The sequence below is a fragment of the Flavobacterium saliperosum genome (genome assembly GCF_900100625.1).
Classification (GTDB): domain Bacteria; phylum Bacteroidota; class Bacteroidia; order Flavobacteriales; family Flavobacteriaceae; genus Flavobacterium; species Flavobacterium saliperosum.
The window spans coordinates 196,074-217,250 of record NZ_FMTY01000003.1 but is presented as its reverse complement, the minus strand read 5'-3'; the positions used below and the strand labels follow the sequence as shown (position 1 = coordinate 217,250).

20 protein-coding genes are annotated in these 21,177 nt (G+C 41.4%); 8 read left to right on the top strand and 12 right to left on the bottom strand.

The window, feature by feature from the left end; all coding sequences use genetic code 11:
* Positions 1-335 precede the first annotated feature (335 nt).
* Positions 336-1,907 (bottom strand): NAD(P)/FAD-dependent oxidoreductase, encoded by a 1,572-nt coding sequence (locus tag BLQ05_RS07265; protein ID WP_023577198.1) that lies wholly within the window; start codon positions 1,905-1,907, stop codon positions 336-338.
* 103 nt (positions 1,908-2,010) lie between these two features.
* Between BLQ05_RS07265 and BLQ05_RS07260 the strand changes: the two genes are divergently transcribed.
* Complete coding sequence (locus BLQ05_RS07260; protein WP_023577199.1) at positions 2,011-2,247, top strand: hypothetical protein; 237 nt, start codon at positions 2,011-2,013, stop codon at positions 2,245-2,247.
* Between the two features lie 179 nt (positions 2,248-2,426).
* On the opposite strand, the gene recQ is transcribed toward BLQ05_RS07260, so the two are convergent.
* Positions 2,427-4,622, bottom strand: a complete 2,196-nt coding sequence (recQ, locus tag BLQ05_RS07255; protein WP_023577200.1) for a DNA helicase RecQ — start codon at positions 4,620-4,622, stop codon at positions 2,427-2,429.
* A gap of 87 nt (positions 4,623-4,709) precedes the next feature.
* Between recQ and BLQ05_RS07250 the strand changes: the two genes are divergently transcribed.
* The 5 genes from BLQ05_RS07250 to BLQ05_RS07230 all read left to right on the top strand — a co-directional run bounded on the left by BLQ05_RS07250 (position 4,710) and on the right by BLQ05_RS07230 (position 7,961).
* Positions 4,710-5,675 carry a KpsF/GutQ family sugar-phosphate isomerase gene (locus tag BLQ05_RS07250; protein ID WP_023577201.1) on the top strand — a complete coding sequence of 322 codons (966 nt, stop codon included), beginning with the start codon at positions 4,710-4,712 and terminating at the stop codon, positions 5,673-5,675.
* Positions 5,675-6,493 (top strand): twin-arginine translocase subunit TatC, encoded by an 819-nt coding sequence (gene tatC, locus BLQ05_RS07245; RefSeq protein ID WP_238321149.1) that lies wholly within the window; start codon positions 5,675-5,677, stop codon positions 6,491-6,493. The genes BLQ05_RS07250 and tatC overlap by 1 nt, the downstream gene beginning before the upstream one ends.
* A 2-nt stretch (positions 6,494-6,495) precedes the next feature.
* Complete coding sequence (locus tag BLQ05_RS07240; protein ID WP_023577203.1) at positions 6,496-6,843, top strand: carboxymuconolactone decarboxylase family protein; 348 nt, start codon at positions 6,496-6,498, stop codon at positions 6,841-6,843.
* Positions 6,844-6,944: 101 nt separating this feature from the next.
* Positions 6,945-7,685: an LPS export ABC transporter ATP-binding protein gene (gene lptB / locus BLQ05_RS07235; RefSeq protein WP_023577204.1), complete on the top strand. Its 741-nt coding sequence runs from the start codon at positions 6,945-6,947 to the stop codon at positions 7,683-7,685.
* 42 nt (positions 7,686-7,727) lie between these two features.
* On the top strand, positions 7,728-7,961 hold the full coding sequence (locus BLQ05_RS07230) for a DUF5808 domain-containing protein (RefSeq protein ID WP_023577205.1): 234 nt from the start codon (positions 7,728-7,730) through the stop codon (positions 7,959-7,961).
* A gap of 63 nt (positions 7,962-8,024) precedes the next feature.
* Here BLQ05_RS07230 and BLQ05_RS07225 read toward each other — a convergent pair whose 3' ends face one another.
* Both BLQ05_RS07225 and BLQ05_RS07220 read right to left on the bottom strand, forming a co-directional pair.
* Positions 8,025-8,903 carry a glycoside hydrolase family 25 protein gene (locus BLQ05_RS07225; protein ID WP_023577206.1) on the bottom strand — a complete coding sequence of 293 codons (879 nt, stop codon included), beginning with the start codon at positions 8,901-8,903 and terminating at the stop codon, positions 8,025-8,027.
* Between the two features lie 4 nt (positions 8,904-8,907).
* Positions 8,908-9,654, bottom strand: a complete 747-nt coding sequence (locus tag BLQ05_RS07220) for a CDP-alcohol phosphatidyltransferase family protein (protein ID WP_023577207.1) — start codon at positions 9,652-9,654, stop codon at positions 8,908-8,910.
* Positions 9,655-9,924: 270 nt separating this feature from the next.
* On the opposite strand from BLQ05_RS07220, the gene BLQ05_RS07215 reads away from it, so the two are divergent.
* Positions 9,925-10,995 carry a putative type IX sorting system protein PorV2 gene (locus BLQ05_RS07215; RefSeq protein WP_455423154.1) on the top strand — a complete coding sequence of 357 codons (1,071 nt, stop codon included), beginning with the start codon at positions 9,925-9,927 and terminating at the stop codon, positions 10,993-10,995.
* Complete coding sequence (locus BLQ05_RS07210; RefSeq protein WP_035654763.1) at positions 10,995-12,131, top strand: lipoprotein N-acyltransferase Lnb domain-containing protein; 1,137 nt, start codon at positions 10,995-10,997, stop codon at positions 12,129-12,131. Before BLQ05_RS07215 ends, BLQ05_RS07210 begins: the two co-directional genes overlap by 1 nt.
* Positions 12,132-12,349: 218 nt before the next feature.
* Here BLQ05_RS07210 and BLQ05_RS07205 read toward each other — a convergent pair whose 3' ends face one another.
* The 8 genes from BLQ05_RS07205 to BLQ05_RS07170 form a co-directional block, all read right to left on the bottom strand.
* The gene (locus BLQ05_RS07205; RefSeq protein WP_023577209.1) at positions 12,350-13,735 is read right to left on the bottom strand and encodes a sugar transferase; all 1,386 of its coding nucleotides are present in this window, start codon (positions 13,733-13,735) and stop codon (positions 12,350-12,352) included.
* A gap of 327 nt (positions 13,736-14,062) precedes the next feature.
* The gene (locus tag BLQ05_RS07200) at positions 14,063-15,079 is read right to left on the bottom strand and encodes a glycosyltransferase family 4 protein (RefSeq protein ID WP_023577210.1); all 1,017 of its coding nucleotides are present in this window, start codon (positions 15,077-15,079) and stop codon (positions 14,063-14,065) included.
* Positions 15,045-16,388: an O-antigen ligase family protein gene (locus BLQ05_RS07195; RefSeq protein ID WP_035654807.1), complete on the bottom strand. Its 1,344-nt coding sequence runs from the start codon at positions 16,386-16,388 to the stop codon at positions 15,045-15,047. Before BLQ05_RS07195 ends, BLQ05_RS07200 begins: the two co-directional genes overlap by 35 nt.
* Before the next feature lie 2 nt (positions 16,389-16,390).
* Positions 16,391-17,458: a glycosyltransferase gene (locus tag BLQ05_RS07190; protein ID WP_023577211.1), complete on the bottom strand. Its 1,068-nt coding sequence runs from the start codon at positions 17,456-17,458 to the stop codon at positions 16,391-16,393.
* A gap of 45 nt (positions 17,459-17,503) precedes the next feature.
* Positions 17,504-18,622, bottom strand: coding sequence for a glycosyltransferase family 4 protein (locus tag BLQ05_RS07185; protein ID WP_035654765.1), 1,119 nt, complete (start codon positions 18,620-18,622; stop codon positions 17,504-17,506).
* Positions 18,622-19,176, bottom strand: a complete 555-nt coding sequence (locus BLQ05_RS07180) for a serine O-acetyltransferase (RefSeq protein ID WP_023577213.1) — start codon at positions 19,174-19,176, stop codon at positions 18,622-18,624. The genes BLQ05_RS07185 and BLQ05_RS07180 overlap by 1 nt, the downstream gene beginning before the upstream one ends.
* Before the next feature lie 11 nt (positions 19,177-19,187).
* Positions 19,188-19,997 (bottom strand): class I SAM-dependent methyltransferase, encoded by an 810-nt coding sequence (locus tag BLQ05_RS07175; RefSeq protein ID WP_023577214.1) that lies wholly within the window; start codon positions 19,995-19,997, stop codon positions 19,188-19,190.
* Between the two features lie 24 nt (positions 19,998-20,021).
* On the bottom strand, positions 20,022-21,176 hold the full coding sequence (locus tag BLQ05_RS07170) for a glycosyltransferase family 4 protein (RefSeq protein ID WP_023577215.1): 1,155 nt from the start codon (positions 21,174-21,176) through the stop codon (positions 20,022-20,024).
* Between the last annotated feature and the right edge of the window lies 1 nt (position 21,177).

Here is a 21,177-nt window from a genome sequence, read left to right as displayed (position 1 = left end):
AATGGAAAAAAGAAATCCCGCTTAGCCCCGATTGCAGTGTAAATTACCTTTGTAAAAGTTTTGAACTTTGACAAAGGTAATTGCAGCGGAAAGCGGGAACAAGGACAACCGACAAAACCCGAACCTCCCGATAGCTATCGGGACGCTTCAAAAATAAGGTGTTAAACGAATACGAAATAAAATTTTAAAACTCAGATTCCACAAATTCACACCGATTACTCCGTGTAAATCTGCGAAATCCGCAAAATCTGTGTTACTTATTCAACACCCGGTTAACGCGATATATGTTAATATTAACAATGAATTGCAGACAGTAGCATGCAGCGCTGTTTTTATTAACTTACAGCAAGTCCCAAAGCTTCAGCTATTTTTAAAGCACACTTCTCACCATCGATGGCGGCCGAAATAATCCCGCCCGCATACCCCGCGCCTTCTCCGCAAGGATACAACCCTTTTATCTGCAGGTGTACTAAGGTTTCGTTATCTCTCGGGATTCGAACCGGTGAGGAAGTACGGCTTTCCGGAGCGTGCAAAATCGCTTCGTTGGTAAGATACCCGCGCATGGATTTTCCGAACTGTACGAAACCTTCCCGCATGATTTGGGTCAGAAAACCGGGAAACACTTGTCCGAGTTCCACCGAAGTCGTTCCCGGAACATACGATGTTTTGGGAATATCCTTGGAAACCTTGCCTTGCGTAAAATCAATCATACGTTGTGCCGGCACTTTTTGGGTTTGCCCCGCCAGATACCATGCTTTTTGTTCGATGCTTTTCTGAAATTCCATTCCGGCAAGTGCGCCGAATTTGGCAAATGGCTTAAAATCTTCCAACTTCAATTCGACCACGATACCCGAATTGGCCGTAGCCTGATCTCTTTTGGAGGGCGACCAACCGTTGGTTACCACTTCACCCGGACTCGTAGCACAAGGCGCAATCACACCACCCGGACACATGCAGAATGAATACATACCCCGTCCGTTCACCTGTTTCACGATGGAATACGGCGCCGGTGGTAAAAAGTCGCCTCTAAAATCGCAGGAATATTGAATACTGTCAATTAAACTTTGCGGATGCTCGGCACGAACGCCTAGAGCAAACGGCTTGGCTTCAATGAACACCTTTTTTCTGTCTAACAATTCGAAAATATCACGGGCGGAATGTCCGGTAGCCAGAATGATTTTCTTTGCTTCAATAGTATCGCCGTTTTGGGTAACAACACCCTGTACTTCGTTATTTTTTATGAGAATGTCGGTTACACGGGTTTCGAACAAAACCTTTCCGCCGCATTCGATGATTTTTTCGCGGATATCCTGAATAATCTGAGGTAGTTTATTGGTTCCGATGTGCGGATGGGCATCTACCATAATATCCGGCGTGGCACCAAAAGCAACAAACAAAGTCAATATCCGGTCGACATCCCCGCGTTTTTTGGAACGGGTGTACAATTTCCCGTCGGAATACGTTCCGGCTCCTCCTTCCCCGAAGCAATAATTGGAGTCTTCGTTCACCACATGATCGACATTAATCGCTTTCAAATCACGACGGCGACCACGAACATCTTTTCCCCTTTCGATTACAATGGGTTTCACACCGAGTTCTATCAATTGCAAGGCCGCGAATAAACCTGCCGGACCTGCCCCAACCACAATAACTTCCTGCGCATTGGCCACATTTTTATAGTCCGGTAATTCGATTTTATCTTCAACAAAAGGTTCGTCCTGAAAAAAAACGGTGATTTTCAGATTAATCTTAATCGCTTTCTGACGGGCATCAATGGAACGTTTGAGAATCGAAACATGTTGGATTTCAGACCTATTTACATGTAGTAACTTGGCTAAATGTTCGTTTAACAATTGTGCATTGGCTGCCACTTCGGGAGCGACCTGTATCAGTAATTCTTTAGGCATACGAATGGAAGGTAAATTTTTATTTTACAACTATTTCAGACGCAAAAATACAAATTCAAAGCCAACCTTACTATCTTTGTTTCTGTATTATCGCACTAACATCATGCAACGACAAATCAAACTCATTTGGGATTTCCGGGGACCGGGAGCCGCCAAAACCGCAGAACATCACGAAATTCATCTGAAAGAATATATTGAAATCGAGAAACTGCCCATAACCATTACCGGATTTGAAATCATCAGCGACATGTATGCCATCGCTTATATTGTAGTCACCGATGAATACATGATTCCGATGAGAGATGCCCTGAAACCACATCGTGGAGAGATTTATCAGTAAGCAGTGTTCGGTATTCAGATAGTTTAATGCAATCATGAATCTTGTATTTTCAACAGATACCATAAAAAAAACCCGACTGAAAATCAATCGGGGTTTTTATTATCTGTTTTTAAGCTGTCTAGCTCCTCTTCTGCCTTCTGCCTTCTGCCTTCTGCCTTCTGCCTTCTGTATCCTGACCACTAATTCGCCACTTCGCTGATAAACTTGATCCGCATCAGTCGCAATTCTTCCGTATCATAATCGCCTTCAAATTCGTCTAAGGCATCCTGAATTTTATCCGAATGCGATTCCATGAAGTAATCGTGAATTTCTTCCTGTTGGTCTTCATCCAAAATGTCATCGACCCAGTATTTGATGTTCAGCTTGGTACCGGAATACACAATCTGCTCCATTTCTTTCAACAGCGCATCCATATCCAATCCTTTCGCTTTGGCAATATCATCCAACGGCAGTTTTCGGTCGATATTCTGAATAATGTACAATTTCAATGCCGAATTCGCTCCGGTGGATTTCACCACCAAGTCATCCGGACGCATGATGTCATTATCTTCTACATAACGGGCAATTAATTCTACGAATTCCTTTCCGTATTTTTTGGCTTTTCCTTCTCCTACCCCATGAACGTTACTTAATTCATCGATAGAAATCGGGTATTTTAACGCCATGTCCTCCAAAGAAGGCTCCTGAAAAACCACAAACGGCGGTACGCCCAGTTTTTTGGCCACTTTTTTACGCAAGTCAATCAACATGGTCATCAGGGCTTCATCAGCAGTACCGGAAGATTTTGCCGCCGTTACAATAGCTTCGTCTTCGGTTTCGTTGTATTCATGGTCTTCCGACATCATAAAAGAATGAGGCTTCTTAATGAACTCCAATCCTTTTTTGGTCAGTTTCAGAATACCGTAGGTTTCAATATCTTTCGAAAGCAAACCATCCACCAACACCTGACGGGTTAGTGCCATCCAGTATTTCTCCTCATGCTCTTTTCCTTTTCCGAAAAACTTCTGGGCATCGGTTCTGTGCGCTTTAATGGTTGCATTGATTTTTCCGATCAGCGTATAAATCACTTCTTTGGATTTGTACATTTCATTGGTATCCCGAACCGTTTCCAAAAGGGTGACAACCTGATTCTGGGCTTCCACTTTTTTCTTCGGATTGCGAACATTGTCATCCATATCGGCACCTTCGCCATTCACTTCATCAAATTCCTCACCGAAATAATGCAGTAAAAATTTACGACGCGACATGGAAGTTTCCGCATACGCCACCACTTCCTGCAACAACGCATATCCGATTTCCTGCTCGGCTACCGGTTTTCCGGCCATGAATTTCTCCAGCTTCTCTATATCTTTATACGAGTAATAGGCCAAACAATGGCCTTCTCCGCCATCACGACCGGCTCTACCCGTTTCCTGATAGTAACTTTCAAGTGATTTCGGAATATCATGGTGAATCACAAAACGAACGTCCGGCTTGTCAATTCCCATTCCGAAAGCGATAGTGGCCACCACCACATCCACATCTTCCATCAGAAACATGTCCTGATGTTTGGCGCGTGTTTTGGCATCCAATCCGGCATGATAAGGTACGGCACTAATGCCGTTCACCTGTAACACCTGGGCAATTTCCTCTACTTTCTTACGACTCAGACAGTAAATTACCCCCGATTTCCCTTTATGCTGTTTGATAAAACGAATGATATCCGCTTCAATGTTTTTGGTTTTGGTACGTACTTCATAGTACAGATTCGGACGGTTGAACGAGGCTTTGAACGTGTTAGCATCCGTCATGTCCAGATTTTTCAGAATGTCTTCCTGCACTTTGGGTGTCGCCGTTGCCGTTAATCCGATAACCGGGATATCTCCCAATTGCTTAATGATACTTCTCAGGTTACGGTATTCCGGACGGAAATCGTGTCCCCATTCGGAAATACAGTGCGCTTCATCAATGGCAACGAAAGAAATGGGCACGCTTTTTAAAAAGTCGATATATTCTTCTTTTGTTAACGATTCGGGGGCGACGTATAACAACTTAGTCAATCCGGAAGTGATGTCTTTCTTCACCTGATTGACTTCGGTTTTGGTAAGCGAGGAGTTTAAAACGTGGGCAATACCGTATTCTGAAGACAAACTCCGAATGGCATCCACCTGATTTTTCATCAAGGCAATCAACGGGGAAACCACTATAGCGGTACCATCCAGCACCAAAGCCGGCAATTGATAACACAATGACTTACCACCACCTGTAGGCATAATCACAAAAGTGTTGTTACCCGTAATAATACTTTTAACAACACCTTCCTGTAAACCTTTGAATTGGTTAAAACCAAAATATTTTTTTAACTCTTTATGTAAGTCAATTTCGCTTGGCTTCATTATTTATTAATAGGTATTTTTACATAAATTTGCAGAGAATAAAGATACAAAAATCTTTAATATTCACAAACTAATAAAATTTCTATTTTGACAGTCAGGGAAACCATTTTAGCTACGGCAAAAAAAACGATACTATCGGAAAGCGAAAGCATTGCCAATCTTATAAACCTCATTGATGATGATTTTGCAAAATCGGTGGAACTGATTTACAATTGCAAAGGCCGTTTGATTGTAACCGGAATAGGGAAAAGCGCCATTATTGCCACGAAAATGGTCGCCACTTTTAATTCAACCGGAACGCCGTCGATGTTTTTACACGCCGCCGAGGCCATTCATGGTGATTTAGGCATGGTGCAACCCGGCGATGTGCTCATCTGCATTTCAAAAAGCGGCAACAGTCCGGAAATAAAAGTTTTGGTTCCTTTATTGAAACGTTTCGGCAATATGTTAATCGGAATGACGGCTAACAAATCGTCGTTTTTAGGCAAAGAATCCGATTTCGTACTGAATGCCCATGTGGATATGGAAGCCTGTCCGAACAATTTAGCACCCACCAACAGTACCACAGCGCAATTGGTTTTAGGCGATGCGTTAGCCGTTTGTTTGATGGAAATGCGCAATTTCAAAAGCGAGGATTTCGCCAAATACCATCCGGGAGGCGCTTTGGGTAAAAAATTATTGCTTCGTGTGGTAGATATGTTAGACCAAACCCATCGTCCGCAAGTCAGTCCGGATGCGAGCATCAAAACCGTGATTATGGAGATTTCCGAAAAACGTTTGGGAGTCACCGCCGTAATCGAAAACAAGCATCTTGTAGGCATCATAACCGATGGGGATATCCGAAGAATGCTGGAAAAAAGAGACACGTTCAGCGATCTTACCGCTAAAGACATTATGACCCAAAAACCGAAAACCGTACAACTTTCCGACATGGTGGTGGACGCTTTCAACACCATGGAAAACCATTCCATCACCCAAATGGTTGTTGTAGACAATGGAGAATACAAAGGCGTACTCCACATTCATGATATTTTAAAAGAAGGAATTATATAATGGCAACGAATAAAGCCGGAAAAGAAATGTCGTTTTTAGACCATTTGGAAGAATTCCGATGGTTGTTAGTGAGAAGCACCATAGCCATTTTAGTAGGCGCCTGTGTGGCGTATTACTTCAGTGATTTTATTTTCGACACGATAATATTTGGTCCGAAAGACGGAAGTTTCATCACCTATCGCTTCTTTTGTGATTTAGCCAATCAGTATGATTTGGACAAAAGTTTCTGCATTCAGGAATTGCCGTTTGAATTACAGAACCGAACCATGGAAGGACAGTTTTCCATGTTAATCTGGACATCCATCACGGTGGGCTTTGTGGTTGCCTTTCCTTTTATTTTATGGGAATTATGGAAATTCGTAAGCCCTGCCCTATACGACAAGGAACGAAAAAACATCAAATTGTTCATTTTCATCGCTTCCCTGCTTTTTTTCATCGGAGTCGCGTTCGGATACTTTGTATTGACGCCGCTTTCCATCAACTTCCTTGCGAATCTGACCATCAGTGATCACGTAAAAAATTCGATTGACATTGACTCCTATATCGGATTGGTAAAAACCACTTCCCTGGCAACCGGACTCGTGTTTGAATTGCCGATTGTGATTTATTTCCTTTCCCGACTGGGCTTGGTAACCCCGAAATTCCTGAGCGATTACCGAAAATATTCGTATGTAATCATTCTGATTATCGCGGCCATTGTTACCCCTCCGGATGTTATCAGCCAGACGATTGTAACCATTCCGTTGGTCATTTTATATGAAATCAGTATTTTCATATCGCGTTTCGTAATCAAAAAAGAAGAACTGAAAACCACCTAATTATGTCAGACATCGTAAAAGAATTCAACGACTACCGTTCCAAAATGAACGAAAAGTTACTAAACGATAACAACAAAATCGTAAAACGCATTTTCAATCTGGACACGAATGCCTACATGGAAGGCGCTTTGGATGTAAAAACCAAAGAATTGTTAGGATTGGTGGCTTCGGCCGTTTTGCGTTGCGACGACTGTATCAAATACCATCTGGAAACGGCCTACAAAAACGGAATCACCAAAGAAGAAATGATGGAAGCCATGGGAATTGCCACATTAGTGGGCGGAACCATAGTAATTCCGCATTTAAGAAGAGCATATGAGTTTTGGGAAGCACTCGAAAACCAAGAATAATTATTTGTTAATTTGTTGATGCAATAAACTGTAATTCGTTTATTTGTAATACTAAAATACTCAGTAACTAAGAAACTTAGCGACTAAGCACCTCAAAAAGAATGAAATTAAGAGCCGAAAATATAGTTAAAACCTACAAAGGAAGAAGCGTGGTAAAAGGCGTTTCGGTAGAAGTGAATCAGGGAGAAATTGTGGGATTGCTGGGACCAAACGGTGCCGGGAAAACCACCTCGTTTTACATGATTGTAGGCCTGGTAAAACCCAATGCCGGAAACATCTACCTGGACGACATGAACATAACCGACTTCCCGATGTACAAACGCGCACAAAACGGAATTGGTTATTTGGCTCAGGAAGCGTCGGTGTTCAGAAAGTTGAGTATTGAGGACAACATTTTAAGTGTATTGCAACTTACCAGCCTATCCAAAGCCGAACAGGAAGCTAAAATGGAATCGCTGATTGACGAATTCAGCCTACAACACATTCGTACGAATCGCGGGGATTTACTTTCCGGAGGCGAACGTCGTCGTACGGAGATCGCCCGTTGTTTGGCTACCGATCCGAAATTCATTTTATTGGACGAACCGTTTGCCGGAGTGGATCCGGTGGCCGTGGAAGACATTCAGCGTATCGTAGCACAGTTGAAAAACAAAAACATCGGAATCCTTATTACCGACCATAACGTGCAGGAAACCCTAGCCATTACCGACAAAACGTACCTAATGTTTGAAGGAGGTATCCTGAAAGCCGGAGTACCGGAAGAATTAGTACAGGACGAAATGGTACGTCGTGTGTATTTGGGTCAGAATTTCGAATTGCGTAAAAAGAAACTGGAGTTTTAATAGTGCCGGAAGCTAAAGGCTGTAAGCAATAAGCGAAAAGCTATGAAAGATTCTGAAACTCCTGATAAAGAAACGTTGGATAAATGGCAGAAAGACCCCAACAACTGGAAATGGGGCATTTTCTATTACAACCCGGAAGATCCGCGCGGCATGGTTCCCAAAAAAATAGAATGGATGGGCTGGACCATCAATTTTGCCAATACCAAAGCGGTTTTACTATTCTTTGGAATGGCTCTTTTCTTTGTATTTGTAACAACACTTATTTCCAAAAAGTAACCATTTTCAAGAATTCCTATCATCCTGACAAAGGAGGAATCTCATCTGCTTTCTGCAACCTGATCACTGAATCATCAATGCCTTCAAATCCTCCATATTCCCGTTAAACACATTCACATCCACCATACCCTTTATACCATGGATTTGTGCTTTCTCGGTAAACTGCCAAAACAGCCAGTCTTTACGGATTCGTTCCACAAAAAAATTGTAATTGGCAATCCATAACGGATAGCCTTTGAATTCATCCTTCAGGAAATCGGTATAGTAACTTTGCCCGGAATAAATGATGGGTTTTACCTTATAATGTTTTTCCACGTGTTTCAACCAACGTCGTAAACCTATCTTCAAACTGTCAATCGATTGGTTTTTAGGTAACTTTTCAATATCCAACACCGGTGGCAAATCGCCTTTTCGCAGCTTTACATTTCTGATGAAATTTTCTGCCTGAGCAATGGAATTTTCATTCGGACGGTAGTAATGATAAGCCCCGCGAACAAAATAATGTTCTTTAGCCGCTTTCCAGTTTTCTTTGTAGCGGGAATCCGTTTTATTACTTCCGGCAGTGGCACGGATAAAAACAAAAGTCAGCGGAAACTCCTCTTCAATGGTATTGATATTGCCCCATTCTATTTTTTCCTGATATTCCGAAACATCAAAACCAACCAATTGGGCATCATGGCGACTCAGGACTTCAAAAATACGGATGTCTTCAATTTTGCGTTCCTCTTCGGTAAGTTCCGCAGTGTTTTTATAGCTTTTAAATCCGAGATAATACAACAAACCGTGGCGGTAATTGTACACCCCCCCGATTAGCATCACAATAAAGAGAATACCCAAAGTATACAACAACAGCTTCCCGAAAGGAGTTTGGGTTGTCTTTTTGGATTTCGGGCGGGAGGTTCTTTTTAACGGCGTGTTTTTCTTCGCAGCAGCGCGCTTCATGAAACTAAGCGGTCTTATTTTTTAAAAACGAATTGTTTATCACCGAAAGCAGCACGTAAAACAGGATAATTATCGGAATCGCCAAATACTGTAACAGTACCACCAAAACCGCCGAAACCGCTAAAAACAAAACCTGAAGCTTGTTCTTATCCCAACTGAAATACTTCACTTTCAATGAGAACAAAGGAATTTCAGCGTTTAACAAATAAGCGCTCAAAAAGGACAATCCTACAAGGAAATACGGATTGCTTAAAATATTGGAAAGCCATTCGTACTGATTGGCGAACAAAATCATAGGAATGCTCATGATTAACAAGGCATTGGCCGGTGTTGGTAACCCGATGAAAGAATCCGTCTGACGGGTATCAATATTAAATTTAGCCAAACGATAGCAGGAAGCCACCGTTATGATAAACCCAATATAAGGCACCACCGCCATGTAATACGTATCCGGTGTTAAAGTGTAAATATCTTGATTTTCCTGAATATCAGACAACATCTTGTACATCACCACACCCGGAACCACACCACTGGTAACCATATCGGCTAAGGAATCCAACTGAACACCCAAAGGACTCTGCGCATTGAATATCCGGGCAAAAAAACCATCCCAAAAATCGAAAAAGATACCAAGACACACCAATGAAAAGGCTTCATTATAATTACCGTTAAACGCATGTATTAACGCTAAAAGTCCTGCAATAAGATTTAAGAAAGTAATAAAATTAGGAATCTGTTTTTTAAATGACATACGGTTTCTTTTTAAACTGACACAAAGTTATACAATAAGTTAATACAAAATGGAGTTTACTAATTGAGTTTTTATTTCTTACTGAAAAGTAGTTCACCGTCAGGCACTGCAAAGCAAAGCTTTTTGACAGTGTCGGGAAGAATGTTTTTTAATGAGCATTTCATCTTATTGTACTATATTTGTCAAAGGTATAGAACAGAACCCGGATGCAAATGACTGTCTTCTGTGAGTTTTACATATACTCGTTTCATATTCGTAAAAAAAATGGCTTTGAAGAAGACCTACTTAGTACTACTTTTATTCACCACTTTATTTGCTAACGCTCAAGCCGTTAGAAAATACTCCAATGAGTTTATGAGTATTGGTGTGGACGCAGCGGCACTGGGGATGTCTAACGCTGTGGTGTCGCATACCGCTGATGTAAATTCAGGGTATTGGAATCCGGCAGGTCTTTTAAAACTGGAAGACAAGCAAATCGCACTGATGCATGCCAGCTATTTTGCCAATATTGCCCAATACGATTACGCCGCTTTTGCGATGCCGATAGACGACCGAAGCGCAATGGGAGTTTCCTTAATTCGCTTTGGAGTGGATGACATCCTGAACACTACCCAACTTATAGACAGTCAGGGAAATGTCGATTATAACAGAATCAGTTTGTTTTCCGCTGCCGATTACGGCCTGACCGTTTCGTATGCCAGAGCCTTACCGGTCCAGGGCTTCAATTATGGGGTAAATGCAAAAATCATCCGTCGGGTCATCGGTAAATTTGCCAGTTCCTGGGGTTTTGGGTTTGATTTGGGTCTGCAGTACGAAACCAAAGACGAATGGAAATTCGGCGTAATGCTTCGCGACATCACCACAACCTATAACGTTTGGGCCATTGATGAAGATGAATATCAAAAAATTAAAGATGCCGTTCCGGGCGAAAACCAGGAAGCACCCGAAACTTCGGAAATCACGTTGCCAAAAGCCCAATTCGGAATGTCCAAAAAGTTCCTTATTCGCCACGATTACAGCCTTGTAACAGCGGCCAACTTAAACATGCAGTTCGCAAAAACCAACGACATCATTTCCACAGACGTGGTGAGTATCGATCCGGCCATCGGTTTTGAAGCCGGGTACATCGACCTGGTTTTTCTGCGTGCCGGAGTGGGGAATTTTCAGAACATCACGGAAATCGACAACTCCAAAAGCTTAAGTTTCCAGCCCAACATCGGTATCGGATTCAAATACAAAGGCATTCAGGTAGATTATGCACTTACCGATATTGGTGACCAGAGTGCCGCTTTGTACTCAAATATTTTTTCTCTTAAAGTCGATTTAGGCATTTTCAGATAATGACACCACGTTTTGCTTTCCTACAATCATTACTGCTGCTGATTGCGATTTGCATCGGAAATACAGCGCAATCACAAACACAAAGCCTGTCCGAAAAAGCACAAATCAGTCTGCTCACCTGCGGAACAGGAGAAGAACTGTACTCCTTATACGGGCATACGGCCTTACGCATTAACGACCCAATCAACCAAATCGATGTGGTTTACAATTATGGCGCATTCGATTTCAGTACGCCCAATTTTTACGGAAAATTTGTCAAAGGCGATTTGGAATACTTCGTGAGCACCAGCAGCTTTCAAGAATTCAACTACAGCTACGTGTATGACAACCGGGATATTTTTGAACAAAAACTGAACCTGACCCACGAACAAAAACAAAAGATTTTTACCGAATTAAACAGCGTACTTGCCTCAGAAAAACGTTTTTACACTTATAAATTCATCGACCGGAATTGTACCACTATGGTTCGGGATGTGATTAATAACGTTTTGACCCAACCTATTTCTACAGAAGTACCTGATACGCAGAAAAATTACCGTCAGATTTTATACGATTACCAAACCGATAAATTTTATGAAAATCTCGGAATCAATTTAATTTTCGGCGCAAAGACAGACCGCCAATCCGACCAATTATTCCTTCCCATAGAACTGTTGCAGGGAATTGAAAAAACAAAAATAAACGGAAAACCATTATCTGACAGTACCATTACGGTATTCAAAAGTCAGAATGTAAAAACCGAGAAATCCCTTTGGAACAACTATTACACCTTTGCACTTGTCATGCTCAGTATTGCTTTCCTTGCTTTTAAGAAACGTGTCATAGCTTTGACTTACTTAACAATCATAGGGTTATTGGGGCTTTTCTTTACATTGGTCGGATTGTATTCGTTCCATCAGGAAGTATTATGGAACTACAATGTGTTGGTTTTGAGTCCACTTTACCTTGCTTTGGTTTTCTTGGCTTTAAGAAAAAATACGCTTTGGACAAACCGTTTAGTGATGTTGAGTTTCGGACTGATAGCCGTTTACACGATGTACATGCTAAACAAAGCCCACTTGATAATGATGGTACCGTTTGTAGCAACCTGTCTTACGGCACTATGGAAAGTACGCAAAGAAGCGCTTAAGAACTAACCAACAGTTGATTAAGGTAATTCCGAACCGCCACTGTCATCCTGCGCCTGTCGAAGGACCTACTCTGTCATCTTGAACCAATCGAAGAATCACAATCAAAAATAGCCGAACCTACCGGGACGCTCCAAAAAATCCCTGAAACTGATTACTGAACACTAACCCCGATTACAGCTTTCTGCTATCTGCTCCCGATAGCTATCGGGACTGCTACCTAAACACTACTGTCCCCTAAAAAACAACACTGTACTAAGTGTCTTTACGATGATATTCACATCCAGAAACAAGCTTCGGTGTTTGATATAGTACAAGTCGTACTGCAGTTTAATCAAACTATCGTCAATGGTTTCGCCGTAAGCGTGCTTTACCTGTGCCCAACCGGTAAGTCCGGGTTTAATCACATGGCGGGTTTGGTAAAAAGGCATGATTTCCGCAATTTGCTGCACAAAAACAGGACGCTCCGGTCGAGGTCCGATTACTGCCATATCCCCTTTCAGAATATTAATGAACTGTGGAAATTCATCGATTCTGGATTTCCTGAGGAACTTACCGAAAGGAGTGACCCTGCTGTCATTGGCAGCGGCAAAAACAGCGCCATTGGCTTCTGCGTTGGTTACCATCGAGCGGAATTTATAGATTTTAAATGGAATACCGTTTTTCCCCACACGTTCCTGTGTGTAAAATAACGGCCCCTTATTGCCCAACAGGTTTCCGATAAAAAGCAATGGTAAAAACAAAACACCTACCAACAAACCGATTACAGAAACGACAATGTCGAAAAGACGAATGGCATACAGATACAATTTATTCTGGTTGCTTCGGCTGAAAGGAAAATACTTGTAGAAATCTTTTTCAGAAAATTGTACCGCAAGACGATACGTACTGGTTTCGTATACCTGAGAATATTCACGGATTATAATTCCTTTTTCCAGAAAAGACAAAAGCTTATCGTATACCTCAACAGGAACCTCATCGGTGGATTTGTTGGCAATTACGATTTCGGAAACCGAATGCTTCCTTATAAAATCCTCAAGGGAATCGAGGGTTACTTTGGTAAGTTGTACTTTTTTCTTAAGTGACTCTTTCGTACTCAGATACCCCATCACTTTGTAATTGGGATCTGCTTTTTCAAGTTCGGCCACCAAACTGTCCACCGTTTTATCATCGGCCAGAAAAAGTACTTTCTTATAAAAACGGTGCGAAGCCAGAAACTTCTGATAAACCATTCGCCATAAAAAAAGAATCCCAAGGATTGTAACATAAAAGAATACGATCTGCAAACGGTTTTTAGGCAACGAAGGGGTAAGTATAGGGGTTAAAAGATAAACTGAAACCGTAGTGGTGGTCGTAAGAATGATGCTTTTAATGATTTGAAACTGATTTCCGGCTACCTGCAGATTGTACATTTCAAAAACAGTACCGAACAAAAGCAGATAAAAAGCCAAAACAAATGTCCAGTAATAATTGTGAATGGAAAAACGAAAATAATCGAACTGAAAGCAATTACTGAGAAAGTAAAGCGCGGCCAGCACCAACAACACGTCAAAAACACGAAGCAGAATCTTGCGTTCCGAGATTTCAAAATGTATTTTTTTCCTGTTCGTCATCAATAAATCATTATTGTGCAAAATAACAAATTATTACAGAAAAACACACTAGCAAAAAAGAAATAACAAAATAATAAAAAAAGTTGAATTCTACATCCTCAACATACTGAAAATGTGCGTCTAACACCGACTTATGCAATCGGACACCTGACCTGCAATCGGACACCTGTCATCCAGAGCCTGTCGAAGAATCTAATGTCATCCTGACGAAGGAAGGATCTCAAACAAAAAAAACAAACGATTCACTCCAAAAAACATTCATCCAGAACTTAACGCTGACTACTTAACACTGCCATCTGCCATCTGCCATCTGCTATCTGCTATCTGCTATCGAAACAAATCAGCCCACAACCCTTTCACAACTTCCCAGTCCCAAGACTCGGCTTTCCTTCTGGCATTCTGAACTAACCTTTGAGTCAACACTGGGTTTTCCATCAATGTACAAATTGCTTTAACCATCCCTTCCCCATCGCCGTCATCCACTAACAGAGCTTCTTCCCTGTCTTTAAGTAAAAAAGGAATCCCGCCCACATTAGTTGTAACTACCGGCAAACCCAAAGCCATGGCTTCCATAACACTTACCGGGGTATTGTCAAAATGGGTGGTATTGATAAAAATATCATATTCCGCTGCCAAGGCAATCCATGCTTCTTTGGGGAGTCGGCCCGTAAAACGAACAGTCACTTTATTTTCCAAAGCATAGTCTTTACAGTGCTCCATACTCCCATCCCTATCCGGCCCCACCATACAAAGTTGGGCATCGGGATACCTTTTTTGAAGTTCGTTTAAAACCGTAACTGCCATTTTCGGATTATAAATCTGATCAAAGGCGCGCACCCATAAAAGTTTAGGTCGGAATTCTTTGCGTTCCAAATAAGGATAACGGTCTATTTCTATGGTATTGGGTATGAAAACCAGATTGGTGAAACCAAATCTTCTGAAAGCTTCCAACAGATAATGGGACGGAGCCACATTTCGGTATGCATGTCCAAACACCATCCTGCAAAGTGTTGGATTGTTTTGCAATCGATTAGGAAGATTACCGCCGTGCAAAATAGGAATATAGTGCTTATTTAAAACCCGGCACAATTGACTCACCAAAAAAGCAAACCAGAAACCGGAAGTACTGTAGGTGTCAATCAGTACATAATCCGTTTGCTTTCGCAAACGAAAGGTCATCCAAAGCATGTCGGTCATTCGAAGCAGTGGATTTCGCTTTTCAGATGCATAAAACACACTATAACCTTCATGGGTAAGCGACGCTCCTAAAGTTTCAATCGTTGTAACGTTTATGTCTTTCCCGGAAAGCTTATTCCCTATGTACAACAGGTTTTTCAAGGGCATAAATTTTTAAAAGGGTTAAGGCATAAATAAAAGCCGGAGCCGCCGTTCGCATCGCCGCGTGATTAAGCGTCAGTAACCAGAAAACATAAAAAGAAAGCATGTAAATATGCATCTTATTGTCCAGATACAAGACAAAGGGAACGATGAGCAAAATAATAAACCCTATCAAACCGAAACTACCGTGTTCGGCAAGCATACGGGTAATTTCATTGTGAGATGCCGCCTGAATACCGGTGGTTTCCTCACGAAATTCTTTGTTCTTTCCCACCCCGATACCAAGAATCGGATTGTCGAGAAACATTTTTAACTCCGAAGAAATCAAATCTTCCCTTCCGGACAACTGACTTTCCTTTTTATTCCCGTGCACCCCTTCATTGGCATAACGTCGTTCGATTAGCCCGCTGGTCTGCGACGAACTGTACAGCCATACACCCATAAGTAACAGGAATCCGAAAGAAACCGTTTGCAGTATTTTAAACCTGCTTTGGTTACCCATAAAAAAATAGAGCACCCCAAGAAAGAGGACTACCATAAGTCCTGCTGTCATCATCCCTCCTCTCGAAAAGGTTACGATTCCCCTGAAAGTCATTAAAACACAAAGCACTACATTAAAGAAAAGCAGCCATTTACTCTTTGATTTAAGTACAATTCGGGTAAAAAATATAAAAACACCTAACCCCAATATGGTAGCTACCTGATTGGGACCAAATCCGCCCGAGGTTTCATGATTCGACTGGGTATCAGTAACCACCTCTTTGATACTAGGCGTATATAGAAAAATATAGGTTAGCGTGGACACAATTGGAAGTGCAATGACTAACAGCAGATTATTCAACGCTTCTAAAGTAAATCGGCGCCGGTGACAATAAATGGCGGCAAATCCCAAACAAAGCGGTCCCGAAAGATTAAACATAATAGCCTTACGGATATCGGTATGAAAATTAAGTGTTTCGGTGGCTACAAAAACTCCGGGAATCAAAAAAATCAAATACACCCAAAAGGGCAAACCGCCTTTAGAAATACCGCTGTAAAACATTCCGAGTATCATAAAAATTATCACGGAATATTTAGTTAGCTCGTGAAAGGGATTTCCTTCAGTCATCCTTAAAAAAACCTCACTGCCAACCAGGTAAGCCGACACAAACAAAACCTCATTATTTTTATTTCTGGTTTTTACGACATAGACCAACCCTACGGCCAACATCAGGAGACTGTATATTTTGGATAAAAAAGGAAGCAAATAGACAACCAGTCCAATGCCGATGTGGATGAGTATCAGTGCGGTATATGTTAATTTCCCTTTTCCCAAAATCAATGTATAAAATGCAGAAAATCTGCGATCACAGTCTGTTCCGAAAACCGTTTTGCTATCGTAGCAGCCAATGCCGCTCCAAATTCCTTTCGCAAACCTTCATTCTCCGCCAAAACTACTAATTTTTCGCGTAACTGTGCCGTTTCTTTAGGATCGAAAAGCAATCCGTTTTCAGTACCGTTGATTATTTCGGAACAATACCCAACATCCGAAGCAATAACAGCCAGTCCGGAAAGGCCGTATTCCAGTAACGTTACCGGGAACCCCTCATAAGTGGAGACCAATACGCCTATGGTGGCCTGTTGAAGTATGGGAAAAATATCGTTGCGTCCTCCATATACAAACACACTTTCCGGAAGCGAATTCTCCTTGATATAAACTTTCAGTTCCTCAGAATAAGCATCCAGACTATCTTTGCCAATCAGGTGGAGAGTCCATCCGCTTGCCGCAAGACCGGAAGTATGAAATGCCTCTAACAGCGTGATGTGATTCTTTGGATGACGAAGGTTTGCAAGGCAGACGATTCTTTTTCCCGAGATCCCTTTCAATAAGGTTTGTCCGCGCTCTTTATTGTTTACCACCGTAAAATTGGGAAGATAGAGCACTTGATTGCATTTCAAATGCCGGGTTGCCCAAACTTTCAATTCTTCATTAACTACAAGGACACGATTAAAAAAGTAAGAACACACAATAAGCATCCTGTTGTCATGCCCTTTCATTTTGACCCTGTTTCCATTATGATCGTGCCATACGATTTTGAGTTTCGGATAAACCAATTTGAGTAACACCGCCATAAAAAAAGAGGTCCCGTGCGCATGAAGCCATTCGATGTTATTTTGCACAACAAATTTCCGGAGCTTCCACAAGGCTTTAAGATCGATTACCTTTGTACGGTTCAAAAAAAGATACGGAACCGCTTCGAAAAGACTTTCCCGTAAAGCCCCTTCTTTTCGCGATACAACCAATGCGGAAATTTCTGTACGTGAAACTAGTGCATTAGCATAGTTTACGGCCATACGTTCCGCTCCGCCCGCTTCCAGACTGTCTATTAATTGAAGAATTCGCACTGTCTTACTTTATTATTAAATTATTTCGATGGCTTATTAAAAACATCAACGTTTCAACAACGCTTTTATTTCAGTTTCAAAATAGTCCAAAGTATATTTACGTGACCATTGCATACCTTTTTCAGCAACAATTTGATACTTTTCATTATCGTCTATGAAATCTTTTAGCTTAGCACAATCTTCATTAATAACCATCGCCAACACGACACCCCGATTCCCTTTATCCAACATGGTAGGCACACAGGAAACGGAACTGGCAACAGGTACACAGCCCCAAAACATAGCTTCCGCCACCACTTTCGGCCAACCTTCGCTTTTAGAGGGCAATAATAAAAAATGACTTTCCTGATAAGCTTTCTGAACAGTTTCCGCGGGTTGATTGCCGTGTAAAAGTATAAAGTCCCGTAATTCGTTATTTTGTATATAATCGACTAAGACAGACCTTTCTTTTCCTTCACCATACAAATCCAAATGCACCAAATATCCTAAATGTAATAATTGTTCAACGAGCTGGACCGCATACAAAGGACGTTTCCCTTCCGTTAATGTTCCTACAAACAGAAAACGAATGGTCTCCTGCATTTTTCTTATCACAACACCGTGCTTATCGCTTTCCTTATACGAAGCCGTAAAAAAAGGCTTAATATTTTTCGAACTTCCCTCCCATTCCCCATAGACCAAAACCTGCATGTTGCGGGTCAGAAACGTGTTGCTTAAAATCCACTTCTGAATGCGATAACTCAACGGTTGTTTGGCATTGGGATCCCAGTTTCCGGCATATTTAGCGGTTTTGGGTGTATTGGGAAATAAAATCTGAACCAGACAGCCCAACAATCCGATATTGCCCGGGCAGCGAAGATGAATATGATTGGCATTACGCATTGCTTTTATGATAATCCAAAAATTCAATAGCGCCGCATAAACAGCCTTTATTCCCTGTTTAACCGATTTAATATCAAATTCCCGTAACGGAATCGGCTTTAGTGTGTCAAATGGAATTTCAGAAATGAGCAATCCCCTATCGGTTTCCCAAACAGGACAACAGAATTGCATCTCATCCGCATATTTAGCCCAAAGCTCCATTTCCTTTACGTAAGGGCCATAAGCTTTCCATCCGGCGGAAGAAGGAATTAATGGTGCGCCTGAAACAATCAATAATTTCATTATATATAACCCTCCGAACTTTTATCGGAAACCACTATTGCCGGAACACCCAACACCACACTGTTAGTCTTAATGTCGGATGTAACCAAGGAACAGGCTCCCACGAGTACATTATCTTCTATGATTATTTTACCGGCCACAACACTGTTGGCGCCAACATAAACATTGTTACCGATAAGCGGAACGCCTCTCCTCTCGCCAATTCCGGAAACCCCAATAGTTACCCCTTGTGAAATATTACAATTGTTGCCTATAACCGCATTCGAATTCAAAATAATACCGCCAAAGTGCCCTATATAAAAAGAATGTCCGATTTTGGCTGAAGCAGGAATCGAAATACCGGTGGTCACTTCAATTCCTTTTTGCCATAACAAGCAAACGAAAAGCAATAACTGCCTAAGTAAAGGAATAGTTATGCTTGAAAAAATACCGTGGGCTATACGGTATTGAAACAATGCCCAAAAACCCTGTGTAAAAAATACGATTGTAATAAAATTACCCCCGTATTTTTTATATTTTTTATAATCAGACGCTATTAATGCTAAAAAAGTCATTCCGATTATTGTTATTTTTTCTGCATGACCATGGTTAACTGCATGCAACTAAACAGATGACTGTCAGAATTCACAGATAACTCCCAGTCTTTTTTATGCCATTTCTTTCCGATTTCCTGTTTTTTGGCGTCAGACAGCGGCAGCAGATTGATTAAAAAATACCATTTTGCCTGACCTAAAACTCCATGACGCTCGATAACCTTAAACGTGTTGTGAAACTTGTAATAGGTTTTTTTGGTAAAAGGCCATTCCCAATCCTTATCAGATTGGAAAGGACGGTAAAGCATTCTTAAGATTTTGATAGGCAGGCTGGTTTCCAAAGGATCGTAACTAACGATGATGCCTCCGGAAGCCAGTTTTTCGTTTAATTTATTGATTAACACATCGGGGTTTTGGAAATGATGCAATACCCCATAAGCATAAATCACGTCAAAATCCTTATCTGGAAAATCCGTTTCGGACAGGAAATCGGCAGCGATGGCTTTCGCTGTCGGGATGTTCTTTAAACGCTCGTTCAGTTTGGCAATAGCCAGATCACTCAAATCCAATCCAATATACTCCTTACTGTTTTCAGCCAGATAAAGACTCAGATTATTTCCTGAAAAACAACCAAGATCCAATACTTTTTTATGAGTCAGATCCCCAAACCATTCCTTGTGTAAATCATAGGATTGATTCAAAACCCCAATATCCCTGCGGATTTGCTTTAAGGTTTTCTCTCTAACAAACGACCACATACGGGTGGGTAAGTTCTTCTTTTTATGGTTGTAAAACTCTTTTTGTTTTTTGTTGATTTCAATAATTTCCGCTTCCGTCTTCATAAATTCTGTTATTTGTCGCTAAAGTTATATTTTTTTACCTATCAATGATTTAAAAAAATCAATATTCTTATTTAATACGGCATCCACCGCAAAACGGGAACTTATCTCACGAGAGGCTTTTTCACCCATTTCCGAAGCCAAGGCTTCATGTTCAAACACCCAAAGGATTTTTTCAGCGATATCCTGAGAATCCAAGGGATTGCACAACAACCCGGTAACGGTATCCGTAATGATTTCAGGACCGGGACCTCTATCAGTAAAAATCACGGGTTTCCCCATTGCCATAGCTTCCGGAGCCACCAAACCAAGAGTTTCCATATGAGAAGGAAACACACACACATTCGCTTGTGCATATTTAGAAGGGAGAGATTCAAAGGCTATCGCACCATGAAAATGAACCGAAGTCGCAAAGTCTCCAAGTTTAGGCAACTCTTTTTCCATTAACATTTGCCGGTAAGAACTCCCATCCGGGAACAACCAATCCCTGCCATAAATGTCTAAAGTTGCAGCGGGAAATTGTTCTTTTACCAAAGGAAAAGCCTGTAATAATTGACGTACTCCTTTTTTTTCGCAAACAGTACCTGCAAATACAATTTGAAAAGGAACAGTTGGTACCGCAATAGGATGAAACAAATCGGTATTTATGGGATTGAAAATATACCCTAAAGGTTTATTTCGGTAGGAAAGGTACTTTTCGGTATGGGTTTTCACATACTTTGAAACGGCTATAAAAGCATCAGCTTTGGCAAAAGAACGTCGCTCCTGAAATCCTTTCCACCAGTTGACCCCCCTGTTTTCGGCTTCGGCAAAAAAATGATGCCCTCCGTGCAGACGGATAACGTATTTAATCTCTTTTATTTTAGGGAGAAATGCCAAACCCAATTCGGCGGTTTCCACAATATCAATAGGATGCAGTTTATGAATTTCATTGATTTTAGCAGTTACCGCTTTGAAATTCAACCACCACGACAAGCCTTTGACTGTACTTCGTTTTAATCGGTAAACGCTAACACCTGATGCTGTTGTTTCCTCATAACAGGAAGTGTAATTCATCCCTACAACACTAACCCGAATACCTTTTGTTACCAAAGCTTCCCCGATAGTCTTGACAAAACTGCCCAATCCGCCATGCGGAAAGCCGGATTTGGGATATTCGTGAGTAATAAAGCAGATGTGCATA

Excerpts from the sequence above, each read along its gene's own strand:
- BLQ05_RS07240 (WP_023577203.1), top strand. The coding sequence starts at position 6,496 with ATGTCAGACATCGTAAAAGAATTCAACGACTACCGTTCCAAAATGAAC.
- tatC (WP_238321149.1), top strand. The coding sequence starts at position 5,675 with ATGGCAACGAATAAAGCCGGAAAAGAAATGTCGTTTTTAGACCATTTG.
- BLQ05_RS07230 (WP_023577205.1), top strand. The coding sequence starts at position 7,728 with ATGAAAGATTCTGAAACTCCTGATAAAGAAACGTTGGATAAATGGCAG.
- lptB (WP_023577204.1), top strand. The coding sequence starts at position 6,945 with ATGAAATTAAGAGCCGAAAATATAGTTAAAACCTACAAAGGAAGAAGC.
- BLQ05_RS07225 (WP_023577206.1), bottom strand. The coding sequence starts at position 8,903 with ATGAAGCGCGCTGCTGCGAAGAAAAACACGCCGTTAAAAAGAACCTCC.
- BLQ05_RS07205 (WP_023577209.1), bottom strand. The coding sequence starts at position 13,735 with ATGACGAACAGGAAAAAAATACATTTTGAAATCTCGGAACGCAAGATT.
- BLQ05_RS07200 (WP_023577210.1), bottom strand. The coding sequence starts at position 15,079 with ATGCCCTTGAAAAACCTGTTGTACATAGGGAATAAGCTTTCCGGGAAA.
- BLQ05_RS07180 (WP_023577213.1), bottom strand. The coding sequence starts at position 19,176 with ATGACTTTTTTAGCATTAATAGCGTCTGATTATAAAAAATATAAAAAA.
- BLQ05_RS07265 (WP_023577198.1), bottom strand. The coding sequence starts at position 1,907 with ATGCCTAAAGAATTACTGATACAGGTCGCTCCCGAAGTGGCAGCCAAT.
- BLQ05_RS07210 (WP_035654763.1), top strand. The coding sequence starts at position 10,995 with ATGACACCACGTTTTGCTTTCCTACAATCATTACTGCTGCTGATTGCG.
- BLQ05_RS07185 (WP_035654765.1), bottom strand. The coding sequence starts at position 18,622 with ATGAAATTATTGATTGTTTCAGGCGCACCATTAATTCCTTCTTCCGCC.
- BLQ05_RS07220 (WP_023577207.1), bottom strand. The coding sequence starts at position 9,654 with ATGTCATTTAAAAAACAGATTCCTAATTTTATTACTTTCTTAAATCTT.
- BLQ05_RS07260 (WP_023577199.1), top strand. The coding sequence starts at position 2,011 with ATGCAACGACAAATCAAACTCATTTGGGATTTCCGGGGACCGGGAGCC.
- BLQ05_RS07170 (WP_023577215.1), bottom strand. The coding sequence starts at position 21,176 with ATGCACATCTGCTTTATTACTCACGAATATCCCAAATCCGGCTTTCCG.
- BLQ05_RS07175 (WP_023577214.1), bottom strand. The coding sequence starts at position 19,997 with ATGAAGACGGAAGCGGAAATTATTGAAATCAACAAAAAACAAAAAGAG.
- recQ (WP_023577200.1), bottom strand. The coding sequence starts at position 4,622 with ATGAAGCCAAGCGAAATTGACTTACATAAAGAGTTAAAAAAATATTTT.